This window comes from Acinetobacter schindleri CIP 107287, assembly GCF_000368625.1.
Classification (GTDB): Bacteria; Pseudomonadota; Gammaproteobacteria; order Pseudomonadales; family Moraxellaceae; genus Acinetobacter; species Acinetobacter schindleri.
Genome location: NZ_KB849575.1, coordinates 183,904 through 201,224, shown reverse-complemented (window position 1 = coordinate 201,224; position 17,321 = coordinate 183,904). Strand labels below are relative to the sequence as shown.

Here is a 17,321-nt window from a genome sequence, read left to right as displayed (position 1 = left end):
AGTAAGTTACTAATTCATACCACAATATCAATTAAGTTAGATCATGATCCCTAGAACTCTGTGGTATCAAGCTGATGATACTAAAAAAAAAGTCAGTCAACATGAAATACCTGGAATAACGAACCCATTAGTTATTGTAGGTGAAGCAGGAATGGGAAAATCTAGCCTTTTAGAATGGCTAGGAAATTTAGAAAATTATGCTTACTGTACTGCTAGTCGACTACTAAATCGAGTAAATCCAAGTCTTTTACTCGGCAGCAATAATGTATTAGTTATTGATGCACTTGATGAAGTAAGTTCTAAAAATGATGGGGACAGTGTAGATAGAGTATTACAGAAACTTGAAGTTTTAGGATATCCAAAATTTATTCTAGCCTGTCGTGTAGCAGATTGGAGAAGCGCAACTGGTTTAAGAAACATACAAGAACAATACTCAGAAATCCCCTTAGAACTTCATTTAGAGCCTTTTACTCAAAAGGATATGATTGAATTCCTAGAATCTAATTTTAGTAAAGAAAGAGCGAAGGAAATCATTGATCATTTTATAGATCGAGGGCTCCATGAATTATTAGGTAATCCTCAGACACTTAGCTTCATTGCGGCTGTTGCAAAAAAAGAAAACTTACCTGAATCTATTACTCAATTATTTGAACAAGCTATTAAGCTGTTAATAATTGAACATTCAGAATTTAAAGCCGAGGGACAACTACCAAGTACAATTGCACTTGATGCCGCAGGAGCAGCATTTGCGAGTCTTATTTTAACTGGTAATGAAGCAATTTCTCGAAAAGCAGTTGCAAATATAATTGATGGTGAATTACCTATAAGCGAGATTAAATTACTCCCTGATTCTGAGAAAATTGAATTTATACTAGGCTCTCGCCTTTTTCGATCTACTGGAATAGAGCGTTTCAGCTACCTTCACCGCCGAATTGGAGAATTCTTAGGTGCGAAATGGTTATTAAAACAAGCAAATACTGATCGAAAGCGTAAGCGTCTTCTATCCTTATTTCATAGTTATGAGTTTGTACCCACTAACTTACGCGGTTTACATTCATGGTTAATGAATGATCCTGCTCTAGCTTCAGCTATCATTAAAAAGGATCCTATTGGTATTCTTGAATATGGCGATGTAGATAGCTTAACAACGGATCAAGCCAAAATTTTACTAGACAGTATCTATCTTTTAGCCGAAAACAACCCTAGATTTTATAATTTTCACAATAAAGACACCTACTACATCCGAGCATTTGCAACACCAACATTACTATCGCTAATCCAAAAGATTCTAAGTCAACCTGATATACCCTTTAGCTTTAGAGTTTTTTTAGTTGATGTTATTAAAGGAAATCAACTGCCAAAAGATTTTATTGAAATACTTAAACAACTTGTTAATGATCCCAATATAGAATTTGCAATTCGTAAATCTGCTGGTGAAGCTTTGGCTATTCAGGAGCAAGTTATCGATTGGGATAACATTTATCTTCATCTTTCTACGTTAGCAGACGAATCATCTATCAGACTTGCAATAGAACTATTAGAAGACACTGGTTACGATAAAGCTAATGATGAGTTAATAGCTAGTCTAGCGATATCCCACTTGGAAATGAGTGATCATATCCTTGGACCATTATGGTTCTTACAAGAAAATTTACCTAAAGAACAAATTGAAAATGTCCTAAACTTTTTTGTTTCTCGAATCGAAAGGATGGCTATTTCTAGTGATTCAGAAATTAAGAATGAAGCTAAAAATTTTGCATGTCACTTGATTTTACGTTTTTTAGAAAATTATGATATTTCAGCAGAAAAACTTTTGAATTGGCTTGAGCCGTTCCACAATACATTTGGATATCATGATGAATATATTAATAAACTTGCAAAGTACTTTAGAAACAATCACGATTTAAGACATGCTATTCAATATCTTGCTTTACTTAAAAGACCAAGTGAAAATAATATTAGACTAAAGAATCTTTTACTACACAGATGTTCGCATGGTCTTTCAGTTACGCCCGAAGATGTAATCCAATTACTTGAGAGATTATATGTAGAGAATCAAAACGATCTTCGATGGAAAGAACTTGTTCAATTAGCTTACTATGATGGTGAAATTGGACAAGATGTGCGAGAAGCAGCTTTACCGTTCACTAATAAGGATCAAAATACTAAGAATTGGCTTAACCAAATTGCAATCAGACAGCTAGCAGATTGGGAGATTCAAGATCTTAAGCGGAAAAAACAAATAGAAGAAAAAAAATTAGTATCTCGATCAGAGCAAAGAGCATTCTATCTTCAAAATATTGAACGATTACGCCAAGGTGAGTACGGTGTGATAATCAAACCTGCAAAAGTATACCTACAACATTTTTCAGATATCAGTAAAGAAACACCAGCCCATCAGCGTATTTCTGATTGGATAGGAGCTGATATATCAGAAGTATGTATGGAAGGTTTCGAGGCTTTTCTAATGCAATCTCCTCCAAAAGTTACTGCTCAAGATATTGCAAATATTTTACCTCAAGGAAAGTTTTATGAAGCTAGCCATATTTTAATTGTTGCTATAGCAGAACGTATTAGAAAAGAAAAAGGCTTAGCTGATCTTCCTAATGAAAGATTATTGGCGGGATATTACTCATTACTACATATTCGTCATGATACACATGCAGGGATACCAAGTATTTTTGAAATTATTGAAAATGAAATTCAGCAAAGAAGAATTTTTTTAGAAGCGTTAAAAGCATTTTATGAGCCACAGTTTCAAGCTAGATCTGAGCATATAGATGGGTTATCCCGTTTAATGAGGATGAGTGAGAATAATGCTATCGCAATTGATCTAGCCAAAAAATGGCTAAAAAACTATCCAGATATGCCAGCAAATATAGAAACTGAACTTCTCGATTGTTTAATTCAAACAGGACAATATGATGATATACGTGAATTAGCTCAAACACAGAAAATAATAACGGATGATGAACAAAAACTAAATTGGATTGCTATTAACCTTATCGTTGATTTCGACGCAACTTTAAAAAGATTGGAAACCCAGCCTATTGATCCAAACTTAATATGGAAACTTAGAGATCGTCTTGATGGAAGATATAGAGAGAATAAATCTCACGCTATATTAGATATAGATCTATTTTTTTGGATTATTTCAACTTTTAGAAAACTCTATCCTAATGTAGGTCACCCTAATGGTGTGTCAGGCGGAGATAGAAATGCATGGGATGCTTCTGAATTTATTATCAGCATTATTCAACAATTAGCCAAAAACCATAGTGACCAAGCCTGTGATGCACTTCAAAAACTTAAAGATTCACCTACTGATGACTACACAGATTTAATCAAAACAATGCTCTTTGAACAAAAGCAAATGCGAGCTGAAAGCTTCTACTCTGTTCCTACGCTTCAATCAATTAAAGCAATTATGGATGATCAACATCCTCAAACAATTATTGATTTACAAGCATTTGTATTAGATGAACTAAATATTGTTCAGGCAAAAATCAAAAGTGATGATGCTGAATCTTGGCGGGGATTTTTTAATGATCAAGGTAAGCCTTTTGAGGAGGAACGATGTCGTGACCATTTAATCGGTTTACTTCGTCAAGGTGATAATACAATCACATATGAACCTGAAGCACATGTTGCAAATGATAAAGAAGTTGATATCACTTGCTCTGTAGGTAAACTTCGTCTACCAATTGAAATAAAAGGTCAGTGGCATCGCGACCTTTGGACAGGAGCTGACCAACAACTTGATAAATTATATACCACTGATTGGAGAGCCGAAGGTAGGGGTATTTATTTAGTGCTTTGGTTTGATAAGAGATCTGATAATAAAAAGCTAAAAACGTTAGGTCGAGGAAAACCAGTTCCTAATACTCCTAAGGAACTACAAGAAATGCTAATTGCAAATAGTCGATCAGCTCAGGAAGGTAAAATTCAAGTTGTTGTTATAAATTGCAATAGAACTGCTTCTTGAAAACACATTTTCAAAAATTGACACAGGTTGTGTCGTTTTATCAAAAAATTGACATAGGTTGTGTCGCTGATTCTTGTCATCATGTGTCGCAATGCTTTCTAAGTAATTGAATTAATAAGTATCGAAATGACAAACCTTGTGTCGCATGACGAGCTTAAAATGATCCGATATCTGTCATTTTAGCTTTAAATAAAAAGCCACCCTTGCGGTGGCTTTTTTGTGATCTGAGCGATCGACTTTAAATTCTGAAAGTTATTTTAACCGCTTACCTGCTTCATCAATAATCATCTCCCCATCTTCCTTGCTAAAAGCTGCGCGCTGCGGAGCGGAAAGAATATCTAAAACAACTTCTGATGGTCGACACAATCTCGCACCCAGTTCAGTCACCACAAATGGACGATTAATCAAAATCGGATGTTGCAGCATGAAATCAATCAATTGATGATCTGTCCAATCACTGCTTTCCAAGTTCAGTTCTTCATAGTGCTTTACATTTTTACGAATCGCTTCACGTACCGACAGACCCGCATCCTGGATTAACTGAATCAGTTCCTCTTTGGTCGGTGGTGTTTTCAGATATTCAATCACCTGTGGTTCCTCACCGGTATTACGGATCAAGGCCAAAGTATTTCGAGAGGTTCCACACTCGGGATTATGATAAATCTTGATCTTTTGCGACATGACTTTTCTCAGTGCATAAACAATATTGCTTTTATATATGGATATCCGTATATTCGCAATAGTAAATATATCAGGATATCGCGATGCATCAGACCGATTTTTTTAAATGTCTTGCCGATTCAACACGTTTAGATATTTTAAAGCTGGTCATGGCCAAACAGAATGTCTGTGTTTGTGAATTCACAGAACAATTAAATCTGAGCCAGCCCAAAATTTCCCGTCATCTGGCTTTATTGAGAAATCTGGGTATCTTGCTGGATCAACGCCAGGGGCAATGGGTTTATTACCGTTTAAATCCGGATTTGCCGGTCTGGGCAAATGAAGTATTAACAGTCATCGCACAAGATCCGGAAATTCAAAAATTAAAATCCACCATTTCAACATCTTGTGAATTATCCTGAGCCCAATTTCATGTCTGCTTCAAAAATGTCATTCTTAGATAAAAATCTGACTATCTGGATTTTTATCGCCATGCTGCTGGGGATCGGGATTGGGGTTTTCTTTCCTCAGGCGTCGATTGCTTTAGACCGGATGAGTATTGATTCGGTCAATATTCCGATTGCTATCGGTCTGATTATCATGATGTATCCGCCACTTGCCAAGGTGGACTATGCCACCTTGCCGCAGGTATTTAAGGATAAACGCACGCTCACCCTGTCTCTGCTTCAAAACTGGCTGATTGCTCCCTGCCTGATGTTTGCATTGGCGCTGATTTTTCTACAGTCCTATCCTGAATATATGACGGGTGTTATTTTGATCGGCTTGGCGCGTTGTATTGCCATGGTCTTAGTCTGGAATGGTCTGGCGTGTGGCGATAACCAGTATGTGGCCGGACTGGTGGCATTTAACAGTATTTTCCAGATCCTGTTTTTCAGTACCTATGCCTGGCTGTTTTTGACCTTCCTGCCGCCTTATTTTGGTGTTGAAGCACAGGTGATTGATGTCAGTTTCTGGACGATTACCCACGCGGTTCTGGTTTATCTGGGTATTCCATTTTTGCTGGGCTTTTTGACACGTTTAATTCTGGTCAAGCAAAAAGGTCTGGAATGGTATCAAACGCAGTTTATTCCAAAAATCAGTCCGCTCAGCCTGCTGGCCCTGCTGTTTACTATTGTTGCCATGTTTAGCCTTAAAGGCGGTGATGTGGTCAGCCTGCCACTGGATGTACTCAGAATCGCCATTCCCTTGACCATTTATTTCGTGGTGATGTTCTTTATCAGCTTCTTTATGAGCAAGTGGATGGGCAATGATTATCCTAAAACCGCGGCTATTTCTTTTACCGCAGCGGGCAACAATTTTGAACTGGCGCTGGCAGTTGCGATTGCCACTTTCGGTCTCGCGTCCCCTGTGGCATTTACCACCGTGATTGGCCCTCTGGTTGAAGTTCCAGTTCTGATTGCGCTGGTCAGCGTTTCATTATGGCTAAGAAAAAAAGTGTTTAAAGAGGCATAACCCGATGGATCTCCCGAATATCAATGTGAATCTGCTAGAAACACCGACACTGGACAAAGTTCAGGCCAAAGCACTGGATCATCCACCCCGTATTCTGCTGCTATATGGTTCAAACCGTGAACGGTCCTACAGTCGCCTCGCCGTTCAGGAAGCCGGCCGGATACTGGAATATTTTGGCGCCGAGGTTAGAATCTTCCATCCCAAAGGATTACCCTTACCTGAAGATGCAGATACGAATCATCCTAAGGTAAAAGAACTGCATGAGCTTTTGGCCTGGTCAGAAGGCATGGTCTGGTGTTCACCGGAACGTCATGGTTCGATGAGTTCGATTTTAAAAGCCCAAATTGACTGGATTCCTCTGGCAGCTGGTGCAATTCGTGCCACTCAAGGCAAGACACTGGCCGTGATGCAGGTTTGTGGTGGTTCACAATCCTTTAATGCAGTGAATCAGTTGCGTGTTTTAGGACGCTGGATGCGGATGATCACCATTCCAAATCAGTCTTCTGTACCCAAAGCTTTCCTTGAGTTTGAGGAAGATGGGCGCATGAAAGCATCACCTTATTACAACCGCATTGTGGATGTGATGGAAGAACTCTACAAGTTCACCCTGCTCACTCGCGGTCAGTCTGCTTATCTCACCGATCGATATTCTGAACGGGTGGAAAGTGCCGAGGAATTATCAAAACGAGTGAATCAGAAAACGATTTAGTTTTATCTCAAATCAACTGGTCAAAGCTTAAATATAAAAAAATCCCGCTCAGGAAGCGGGATTTTTTATTTTGAAAATTGAGCAGCCACAAATTATTTTAATTAAAACGCTTTGGTTATACTCAATCCGGCACTCCAGTTTCGCCCTTCTGCCGGCTCATAGAAACGACCATTGCTTTCATTGACGATGACTGAACCTGAATAGTCTTTATCAAACAAATTATCTACACGCGCAAAAGTTTTGACAGACCAGTCTTTCATATTCCAGTTATAGCCAACACTGGCACCGGCAATGGTATAACTTGGCGCATACTGTGAATTAATGTCGTTGACATAAATACGGTCTGAATAACGTACATCTAAACCCGCATTTAAGCCATTTTCAGGTTTCCAGCCTAAACCAAGAAAAGCCTGATTTTTAGCAATACCCGGAATGTAGTTACCGGATGCCACTCTAGATACTACAATCTCTCCTTCATCATTAAGAATTGCAGGAATATCTGCATCAAAAGTTGCATCTATATAGCTATAACTGGCTTGAGCAGTGAGATCACGCCAGAGGTCTTTACTCCAGGAAAGTTCTAGCCCTTTTCTTAAGGTTTTATCTGCATTACGGAAAGTAGAGCGACCATTATCATTGCCTGCAGACACAATGTCATTTTCAGTCTGGGTCTGGAAAGCGGCTGCAGTAAAGTCACCGAAGCGATTAGCAGCCTTTAAGCCAATTTCATAAGTTTCACTTTCTGCCGCATTTAAGCTCAAGCTGTTATTACTGTTATCCGCTGGATAGGCCATTTCTGTAAAAGTTGGTGTTTCAAAGCCTTGGGCATAGCTGGTATAGGCCATCAATTCGGGTAGAATCTGCCAGCTTAGCGCGGCTGAAGGCAGTAATTTCTCATAAGTGGTTTTACCTGAATTATCGCCATTACTTAAGTAATGATCATCAGATTTAAAATGCACATTGCTATAACGCAAGCCTGCGTCTAAAGTCCAGTCTGGCACAAAGTTATAAGATATCTGTAAATAAGGGTCTGCATTCCATAAGGTATTGTCTTCATTACGACGTAATTCACCTTTAACACCTAAAGTATTACCCACAAAATTTTGATAGCCTTTCCGCTCTTCGGTCATGGCATCTACGGCGACACCAGCAATCAGTTTGGTATTTGGCAGAATCTCTCGCCCTGTCCAACGCAAGTCAGTCCCATAAAACTGACGGTCAAAATCAATTACCCCACCTGGATGTTTAGCAGCTAATTGACTAGTATCTGGCACACAAATGTTATTTTCAAATCTACATTTAGGAATAGACTGATATTGGGTAACCTCACGCTGCCCCCAATACGCCATACCGTACAATTCATGCTGATCATCAATAGGTTTGTTCCAGGTTAAACCTGTTTGAAACTGTTCAATCTCTTTTCGGGCGTTATAAAGCAGCACATTATTTGCAACCTGTTTAGGATTTTCTCGCCATTGCTCACGGTTTAAACCACCCGGGTCATCGGCAGAAATTTTGACATAGTTGTTGATCCAGTTAATCTTAGAACCATCGTCCAGCTCCCAGGTCAGCTTGGCATTATTCAGGACTTTATGCGCACTGCTGTGGTCACGGTAGCCGTCCGTATCAAAATAGGATGAACTGATAACATAACTTGGCTCAGAAGCATTGTCCGCACCGCCTTGCAGCACCAGATTGGTTTGGCCTTTATTTTGACTGCCACCTGAATATCCTAAAGTGACTGAATCAGGTCCTTGCCCTTCACGGCTTTGTGTCAGGATGGTTCCGCCAGAAGAATTACCATATAGCGAGGAAAATGGACCACTCAGCACTTCAATATGATCCAGACTATTCAGGTCAATATTCGAGGTTTGCCCCTGCCCATCCGGCATAGTCGCAGGAATACCGTCCACATATAAACGTACTCCTCGCACACCGAAAGTCGAGCGTGCGCCGAAGCCCCGCATTGAGATCTGTAAATCCTGAGCGTAATTTTCGCGGTTATTCAGCTGCAACCCTGGTACACCTTTTAAGGTTTCAGAGAGATTTACATTCAGGCTATTTTGCTGACTCTGACTCAGGTAATAAGCTGAAGCCGGGGTGTTTAGCAATGTACGGTCAGTACGGGTTGCTTCAACCACGATGGGTGCCAGTCGCTGTATCTCCGTCACTGGTTCTTCCGCATGAATGCCTTGACTGATACAGACGATCAGGTAGGACAATGTTGATTTCATCGGTAACCGTCTTATATGAAGGTACATAACTTATATTCCTGAAGTCTGGCGTCTATGCATGTCATGGAAGCCAAAATATTTATAAAGTGTTTTTTGCTGTATCTCGAATGCTCAGCAGCATGAGATCAGTGCATCATGTTTATAAACATGCTCATCTGACCAATCATGATTTGCTGCTTAAGATTCATTGTTATAACAGCCTGTATTCTGCATAAAAAAGCCTGACGAATCAGGCTTTTTTACTTAACTACAAAACTTCATTATTTGTTGTCTGGTAATGCATAGGCCACTAAAGAGTCGCCCATTTTGGTACCGAAGGAACCATGACCACCCGCCATAATTACTACGTACTGTTTACCGTTGGCTTCATAAGTCATTGGAGTGGCTTGACCACCTGCTGGCAGACGACCTTTCCATAACTCATCCCCATTGTTTACGTTAATGGCACGGATATAGTTATCCTGAGTTGCACCAACAAACATCACATTACCCGCAGTCGAAATTGGACCACCGAGCATTGGCACACCCATTTTAAATGGAGGTAATGGAATACCCGGCATACTGTCACGAATCGTACCAATACGGCGTTTCCAGGCAACTTCATGGGTGGTCAGATCTATACCCGCCACATAGCCCCATGCAGGCTGCTTACATGGCAAGCCAAATGGAGACAGGAAGGCACTGATTTCAACACCATACGGCACCCCATACATTGGCTGTACCCCCGCCTCAGTACCTGCACCTTTGGCAGTCTGCTTACGGTTCGGATCTTGCGGAATCAGACGAGATACAAATGGCAAACCAATTGGGTTGGTCAATGCAATCTGACGGTCTGGGTTCACAGACATACCGCCCCATTCGAATACCCCCAGGTTACCCGGGAAGACCAGCGTCCCGTTTTCAGAGGGTGGTGTATAAATACCGTCATAGTTCAGTTTTTTGAACGATACACGACACATTAACTGATCAAACATGGTGGCACCCCACATGTCCTTATCCGTCAATTTATCTTGAGGAGCCAGGTTGAAGTCAGAGAATGGTTGAGTTTTTGAATACCACTCACCTTTGGTTTGTGGACCACGTTTTACAGATTGAGGCACCGGTTTCTCAGTGATTGGTATAATCGCTTCACCATTACGACGGTCTAATACAAAGGCATTACCAGTCTTGGTCAGCACGTAGATGGCTGGCACCATATTCCCGTTTTTATCTTTGATATCAGTCAATGTTGGTTGAGCTGGTACGTCCATATCCCATAGGTCATGATGGGTAGTCTGGAAGTTCCAGACTAATTTACCAGTAGAGGCATTCAATGCCAGCATTGAATTGGCATAACGCTCGTCCAGTTCAGTACGATGACCACCATAGATATCTGGTGTACCGACACCTGTAGGTACATAAACAATATCCAGATTGGCATCATAAGCTAAAGGTGCCCATGCATTTGGTGAGTTATGTACAAACTTTTGCCCTGGAGCAGGAATCGCATTTGGATCTTCCGCACCCGTATCAAATACCCAGAGCAATTCACCAGTATTTACATCATAACCACGAATGACACCTGAAGGTTCTTCAGTTGAATAGTTATCTGTGGTTGAACCGGCGATGATAATGGTTGTACCTGTCACCACAGGAGGTGAAGTCGGGTTATAACCGCCTGGATATGGGAATGGCATGTCTTTTTGCAGATCGACTTCGCCGTTATTACCAAAGTCGGAACATACCTTACCTGTAGTTGCATTGACCGCCACCAAACGTCCGTCATTCACTGGTAAGATTACTTTCTGAGGACATTCGGCAGACGTTGTAGAACGAGCAGCTAGACTGCTTTCAAAACCGGTAGTGTTATTGGCATCGTAATAAGACACTCCACGGCACGTTAAATGCTGGAAGGTATTGTCCGCTTTCAGCTTAGGATCAAAACGCCATTTTTCCTTACCCGTCGCAGGATCAAGTGCAATCAGGTACTGGTGAGTGGTACACATAAACAGGTTATTACCCACTTTAATCGGGGTTACCTGATTCGTAGTTTCACCAGAATCTTTGTCCGTTTTTACATCACCGGTATGAAATTCCCAAGCCAGCTCCAGATCTTTTACGTTATCAACAGTAATCTGTTTCAATGGAGAATAACGTAGACCAGATTGAGTACGGCCATAGGCTGGCCAGTCTTCGTCAGCAATACCGGGAATAGACTGATGCACTGCAGGCTGCTGTGATTTTAACTCACCACGAATTTCTTGCGGGTCATTAAATACAGAATAGATCATTACCGCAACGGTAATTGCCAAAGTACTGGTGAGTGCAATCTTGGCACCTTTCGTCTCCCCAAAACCACGCGTCACGGCTGGAATGAGAAGTGCTAAACCGAACAGGCCTAAAATGTCTAAACGAGGTGCGAGTGCGAAGAAGTCCGAACCAACTTCCCATAGCCCCCATACCACTGTGCCTAAAATCAGCACGGCATATACGATCAGTGCTGTACTTTTCTGTTTATGTAATAACACTGCGGTCGCAATAAAGAAAATACCGGCAATGATGTAGTACCAAGACCCACCAAGTACTGCCAGGTAAATCCCTCCGATCAGTAGTACCAGACCGAAAATAACAGCAATGACTGCCATAACCGTTTTCAGTACTGAACCTGAAGACGAAGTATTCATATTGAACACCTTTATAAGATTTCTTTTCGCTCATGCAATTCGAATGCATGAGCACCATATTGTTAAGTTCTTAGTTATAAATACATACCTGAGGCATCTGTTTATCAATGCCTCAAAGTCATGGGAGATTCAATTATGTATTTGCAACTAAGAACTCTTTTTAGAAGGAGGTATTAAACTTGATACCGCCTACCCAAACGCTTTCACCGTCTTTATATGCGCCGACATGATGGACATATTGCAGGTTTGGACGGATGGTTAGCCAGTTCGTGGCATGAATGCCGTAATAGATTTCTGCATCGACTTCTTCACTACGGTTACCCAATACATCATTGTTCATATTGATCCGGCCAACACCCAAAGCGATTTCATCCTGTGGACGGGCATCCATCGCGCCTTTATACACAAGGCCAATATTTTGCATATCAGTCTTTTCATTGGTTTTGGCATCATGAAGGGTGAGATTTACGAATGCGCTGAGACCACGAGATATATCGTCTTGCTGTGCCGTCAATTGTTGCTTGGCAACAATCCAGCCACCTTGATGATGGTCTGTTTTAGTCTGGATCTCTTGAGGCGTTACACCGTCAAGAATTTTTGAATCTGCGGTACTGTAGTAATACCCGGCACGATACTCCCCTGGAAGTTTTCGCTCACCGAGTTTTGGTGTCCACACTACTTCTGCCGGAATGATCGCGCCTTTAGAGCCGTCTGTGCTCAGGTTAAAACCTTTGCCACGTTCCAGATTCTCAGGGTTATATTCATAGACGCCCACTTGGGTAAAGATTTCAGGTGTGACGTTGTATTTCACACGTGCTGCCCACTGTGATACTGGCCAGTTATACCATTGGTCACCGACCCAGTTGCCTACCTGTGAACCACACAATGCCAGGTTCTGGAAATCGCAATCAAAACTGTTAAAGTCTTCACCTTCACCAAAGCGACCAACTTTGACATCCAGTTTCTGATCCAGGAATTTTTTCTTGATCCACAAGTCAGTTAAACGCCAGGTTTGACCACGTCCCCATACTTCCTGCATCGAGCTTAAGTGTCCATCAAGCGCTTCAGCAGTATTGGATAAGTTACGACCGTTACGCTGAGTCACCGTAATTTGTGCTTCGGTATCTTTCCATCCTGCAATTTTTTCCAGATCCAGATGGGCCCCGATTGCGAACTGGTCGGCGTATTCAGTACCGTGATCAGATGAGTTTTTAGCATCAATGAGTGTTGCTACTTCACCGGTATAACCAAAACTGAAATCATAACCTTGTTGTTGAAGTTGAGTACGCTGACCATTCCAGTCGCCTAACATCCATGGATTTTCTGTACTAAGTCCATCCGCAGCATGAGTAGCAGTATTTGCCAATAGCAAAGCAGCCAAGCATGTATATACAGCCTTGGATAATTGGGAGATAGACATTAAATGTGTCGCCTTAATCACACTTATATGGAGAATATATTACACCTCTTTATATAAATTGTTTGTTTTTAATATAAATTAAATATTATTAAGTAGTTTAAAAATGAAATTTATATAAATATCAAAATCTTAATAATTATTCAAAATTTTTTAATGAAATTTATTTATATTTTTTAAGTAAATTAAAAACTTATTTTTGAACAGGTCATGCCAATAAGAGTTTAATATTTATTCACTACTGATCAAATCCCTTAATCTTTCTGAAATTGATCAAAAAATCTTTTTATCTGTATAAACAAACAAAGAGGCTTCGAGAAGCCTCTTTGTGTTAGTCATTTTCTAAATAATTATCTTAGTTTTAGTAAATGATATGACCATTTGAAAGCAACTCTTCCAAGTTCGTATTCACACCGTCAAGAGTAATAAGTTCAACTTTGTCCCGGAATTGCGTACCAGCTCCATCACGATCAATTGATATCACTGTGGCATTGTTGTCATTTACTTCTACAGAAATATATTCACTAATATTCTCTGCATTTGCCCCTGTTAACAATGCACTCACATCAATTGCATCACCCTCAGTGAGACTGAAATCAGTCCAGATATCTGTACCATTTCCGCCGGTTGCATCTGTTTCTGCACCTTCAAGTACATTATAAATAACAGTATCTGCTACGCCTACATGGCTTGAATAACTATCATCATAACGGCTGCCTGTAATTGAAGCGCCTATTCCAATATTCAGGTTCGCAGTATCAGATAAACCGCCCACATCATTTACAGTATAAGTAAAGCTCTCTATTTGACCAATACTGTTGCCATCTTGCGTTGTGTAAGTGTATTTACCACTTGCTTCAACATTTAATATTCCATAAGTACCAGTAATATTTACAGAATCCTGATTCTGCAGCAAAACATCATTCTGGTAAATATGCCCATTTTCAAAGCGATATATTTCTGCGCCTTGTTGAATGGTGAAAGTCGCTATATTAGAAACGATATCATCTTCCAGTAAATTACCCTCTTCACTATATATACCCTCTATAGTTGTAAAGTCATTTAACGAAGTTTCAATCACTGAAAGTGTTGTATCAACTGTAAACTCACCATTATTTGCAGGTCTTACTCCCACACCTGTATTAGTGGTTATATTTTCCACATTAACATTAAGTACATAATCACCCGCAATTAAATCATTAAGTGGAATGCTTGCTGTATAATAACCATCAGACACTGAGTTATTCGCAGTTAAAGTTAAAATACCCGATGTCACTTCACCATTTTGACCAGTAAGTGTGTAAGTCGCAGTAACACTCCCCCAATTCTCAGTTACAGAGTTATTCAATACCGTACCTAATAATTCAGCTGTAACAGTTAATGTTCCATTAGCTACAGTATTTTCTGTGATATTAAAGCTTTCTGAGAGCGTATAGGTATTTGTCCAAGTTGTATTAGTAATAATCTTTCCTGTAACAGGTCCATTAGTTCCGGTAGCCTGAGCACCTACAACTTCAACTTTTGATAACAGCTCACTGACTGTATTAATTTGGGCAATTGATACAGTTGTCTCATCATCAAGTGCATTTACAGTAATCACCCCATCAGCTTGAAGATCATTTTCATTCCAAATAATCGTTGCACCTTCTGCATCAGTACGGATATTAAGATAGGCTTGCGAGGTATTACCAGCTGCATCAGCTACTGTATACGTGAATGTATCAACTTTAGCTACATCATTGGCATCACCATTACTTACATAACGGTATGACCCATCTGCTTGCATATAAAGAATACCGTAACTGCCTGCAATTGCTGTCTCTCCTATGTTTGCGATTGGCGTATTGACGGCATATGTCGTTTCAGCAGAAATGACTTCTGTCACCTTCATACCATCACCGATATCTGCTACATCCGTACCCGTTCCACCCGCTAATACATTACCTATAGCATCTGCTGTCGAATATTGCGTTGATGCATCTATATTGATTCTAACACCACTGAGTAGTCCTACATCAGCAATCGCATTTAACAACTGACTTAGAGGACCATTACCCGATGGAGTAGAGAAAGCAATCGTATAATTACCTTCTGGGATACTAGTAAACTCAATATTGTCTGCTCTCATCACAGTAGTCAGTACTGCTGGAGTTAGCTGAAGAGCATTAGCTGCTGTTGCCACAACCTCACCACTATCAAGATTCACCAGCATTAAATCTGCAGAAAGTGTTTGACCGAATAGTGCTCCGATTGAGGTAATTAATGCACTTAAATCTACACCTGTTGCACCGCTCACATCTATCGAAACATCTTGAGTCGTATCAGCTTCAACCGTGAAGTTAAATGCGCCCGCACTTAAATTAATCTTAGCTAGCCCCGATAACACATCAGCGGAAGCTAATCCAAAAATAAAACCACTATTGGTCAGATTATTTTCGACAACCGTGTCTAGTACATTCACATTATTTAAATCGTCATTGGCAAATAGAACCGCCTCAACCACTAAACTTTCTGTAATTGTACTTTCATTACCTGCGACATCAATAGCTTGCACAGTAACATTATAACTACCATCAGCTAATTCTGGAAGCTGGCCATCAGCAAGTGTCCATGTATCATCACCATTATTTACTGCTGCATAATTAATGCCATCTACAGTCACAACAACTGTTGCAGTAGGATCATTAATTGCACCTTGCAAAGTTGGCGTACTATCACCTGTTGTATTTGTCACAAGAGTTATTATTGGAGCTTGGGCATCAACGATTGTACTTGCGGCTTGAGAAGGATTACCCGCTAGATCAATGGTTACGGCATTCAGTATTGTTCCATCTGTTAAGCCTGGATTTGGGATTGACCATAAACCATCTCTCCCTGCTACTGCCCTGCCAATTTCATTACCACCCTCAGTAGTTATAATCACTGTTGAGCCAGCTTCTGCGGTACCTGTAATATCATTAATATTATTTATTGGATTAACTGTAGGTGCATCAGGCGCATAACGATCCAAAATATTAATAGTTAAAGTTGCAGTATCAGTAGTTACTCCATCTCCATTTAACACTGTATAAGTAAATACTTCTGATTGTCCGATAGATGCAAATTCACCGTTCCCAACATAAGTATATGACCCATTAGAATAAATGGTTAAAACACCATACTCTCCATTGATTGTTGTACCAGCCGCACTCACACTTTGAGGTGTTTCTACTCCAAATTGGATTTGAGTAACCGTTGCTAAAGTACCACCCTCATCATTGGCCAAGACATTATCCTCCACAGTATTATTTTCAAATGTTGTGGAAGTTACTTGTGTCGTAATCGTGGTTTGCTGCAATAAGGTCAAGGTATTGGAAAGCAGCGCAGTTGCTGCTGCATCAACAATTGTATCTAACAAACCAGTTACACTGAAACCGAGTATAGAAATCGCATTAGCATTACTTAAGAGACTTTCGTTTAATGCACCAACAAGTTCATCTACTGGTAGACCATTCACTAAAGCGAGCACAGGCGGTAATATGATATCTGTCACCAATGTTGCGATCGCACCACCACCTAAAGCATTACTAACAGCATCAAGAATGACTTGTTGATTATCAGCACCTAACAACACACCAGCATCACCAAGTTCTTGAAGTGAAACACCACCACCATCTGTATCAAGTAAATTCGTTAATGCACTTGCGTCATTGCTCACTACGACATGATATGTACCTGCTGGTAGACCTGTTACATTTGCAGTTAATGTATTGTCACCAGTAATACCTAAGATATCTAACCCAGCAACATCACCGACTAATTCAGAGTCCTGGGTGACTGCTGAATACACAATATTGCCATTTTCATCTAAAACATCAACACGATACGCATCGGCTACTGCAAGTAATGATGTTTGTGAAATTGAAATTGCAAGGCTATTTGTAGAACCAGAAAGTACCACTTCTGTTCCTGCATCCGCACCGCCAGTTGATTCAAGTAAATTAATCACTTGAACATTCTCATCAACAACAGCTGTCTCGGTTGTTGTGATTTCACTCCCCATATCTAGATTTACATTGTCATCATAAGCAAAGCTTACAGCTGGTATCTCTGGATCTGTTAAGCCGTCTAAGCGTGTATCCAAGGCATCTTTTTCTGCCTGGATCGTTTCAGGTAATGCATCCACAAGGGCTTTTGCATC

Annotated in this window: 9 protein-coding genes; 4 read left to right on the top strand and 5 right to left on the bottom strand. The window is 40.4% G+C overall.

The features are described 5' to 3' along the window. Positions 1 to 43: 43 nt before the first annotated feature. On the top strand, positions 44 to 3,985 hold the full coding sequence (locus tag F955_RS04125) for an NACHT domain-containing protein (protein ID WP_004891653.1): 3,942 nt from the start codon (positions 44 to 46) through the stop codon (positions 3,983 to 3,985). A gap of 252 nt (positions 3,986 to 4,237) precedes the next feature. Here the strand turns inward: F955_RS04125 and arsC are convergent, their stop codons facing one another. Beyond that, positions 4,238 to 4,666 carry an arsenate reductase (glutaredoxin) gene (gene arsC, locus F955_RS04120; RefSeq protein ID WP_004814597.1) on the bottom strand — a complete coding sequence of 143 codons (429 nt, stop codon included), beginning with the start codon at positions 4,664 to 4,666 and terminating at the stop codon, positions 4,238 to 4,240. Between the two features lie 83 nt (positions 4,667 to 4,749). Between arsC and F955_RS04115 the strand changes: the two genes are divergently transcribed. Genes F955_RS04115 through arsH form a run of 3 tightly spaced genes read left to right on the top strand, consistent with a single transcriptional unit; the run spans position 4,750 to position 6,827 of the window. Then, positions 4,750 to 5,067 (top strand): metalloregulator ArsR/SmtB family transcription factor, encoded by a 318-nt coding sequence (locus tag F955_RS04115; RefSeq protein WP_004891649.1) that lies wholly within the window; start codon positions 4,750 to 4,752, stop codon positions 5,065 to 5,067. Positions 5,068 to 5,077: 10 nt separating this feature from the next. Then, the gene (gene arsB, locus F955_RS04110; protein ID WP_004891648.1) at positions 5,078 to 6,118 is read left to right on the top strand and encodes an ACR3 family arsenite efflux transporter; all 1,041 of its coding nucleotides are present in this window, start codon (positions 5,078 to 5,080) and stop codon (positions 6,116 to 6,118) included. 4 nt (positions 6,119 to 6,122) lie between these two features. Further along, positions 6,123 to 6,827, top strand: a complete 705-nt coding sequence (gene arsH / locus F955_RS04105; protein WP_004891642.1) for an arsenical resistance protein ArsH — start codon at positions 6,123 to 6,125, stop codon at positions 6,825 to 6,827. Positions 6,828 to 6,928: 101 nt separating this feature from the next. Here arsH and F955_RS04100 read toward each other — a convergent pair whose 3' ends face one another. From F955_RS04100 to F955_RS04085, 4 genes are all read right to left on the bottom strand, one after another. Beyond that, a complete protein-coding gene (locus F955_RS04100; RefSeq protein ID WP_004891639.1) occupies positions 6,929 to 9,088 on the bottom strand; it encodes a TonB-dependent receptor in 2,160 nt (719 codons plus the stop codon). A 233-nt stretch (positions 9,089 to 9,321) separates the two neighbouring features. Further along, positions 9,322 to 11,724 carry a glucose/quinate/shikimate family membrane-bound PQQ-dependent dehydrogenase gene (locus tag F955_RS04095; protein WP_004891636.1) on the bottom strand — a complete coding sequence of 801 codons (2,403 nt, stop codon included), beginning with the start codon at positions 11,722 to 11,724 and terminating at the stop codon, positions 9,322 to 9,324. Between the two features lie 160 nt (positions 11,725 to 11,884). Beyond that, positions 11,885 to 13,144: a carbohydrate porin gene (locus F955_RS04090; protein WP_004891634.1), complete on the bottom strand. Its 1,260-nt coding sequence runs from the start codon at positions 13,142 to 13,144 to the stop codon at positions 11,885 to 11,887. A gap of 358 nt (positions 13,145 to 13,502) precedes the next feature. After that, positions 13,503 to 17,306: a beta strand repeat-containing protein gene (locus tag F955_RS04085; RefSeq protein WP_155757523.1), complete on the bottom strand. Its 3,804-nt coding sequence runs from the start codon at positions 17,304 to 17,306 to the stop codon at positions 13,503 to 13,505. Between the last annotated feature and the right edge of the window lie 15 nt (positions 17,307 to 17,321).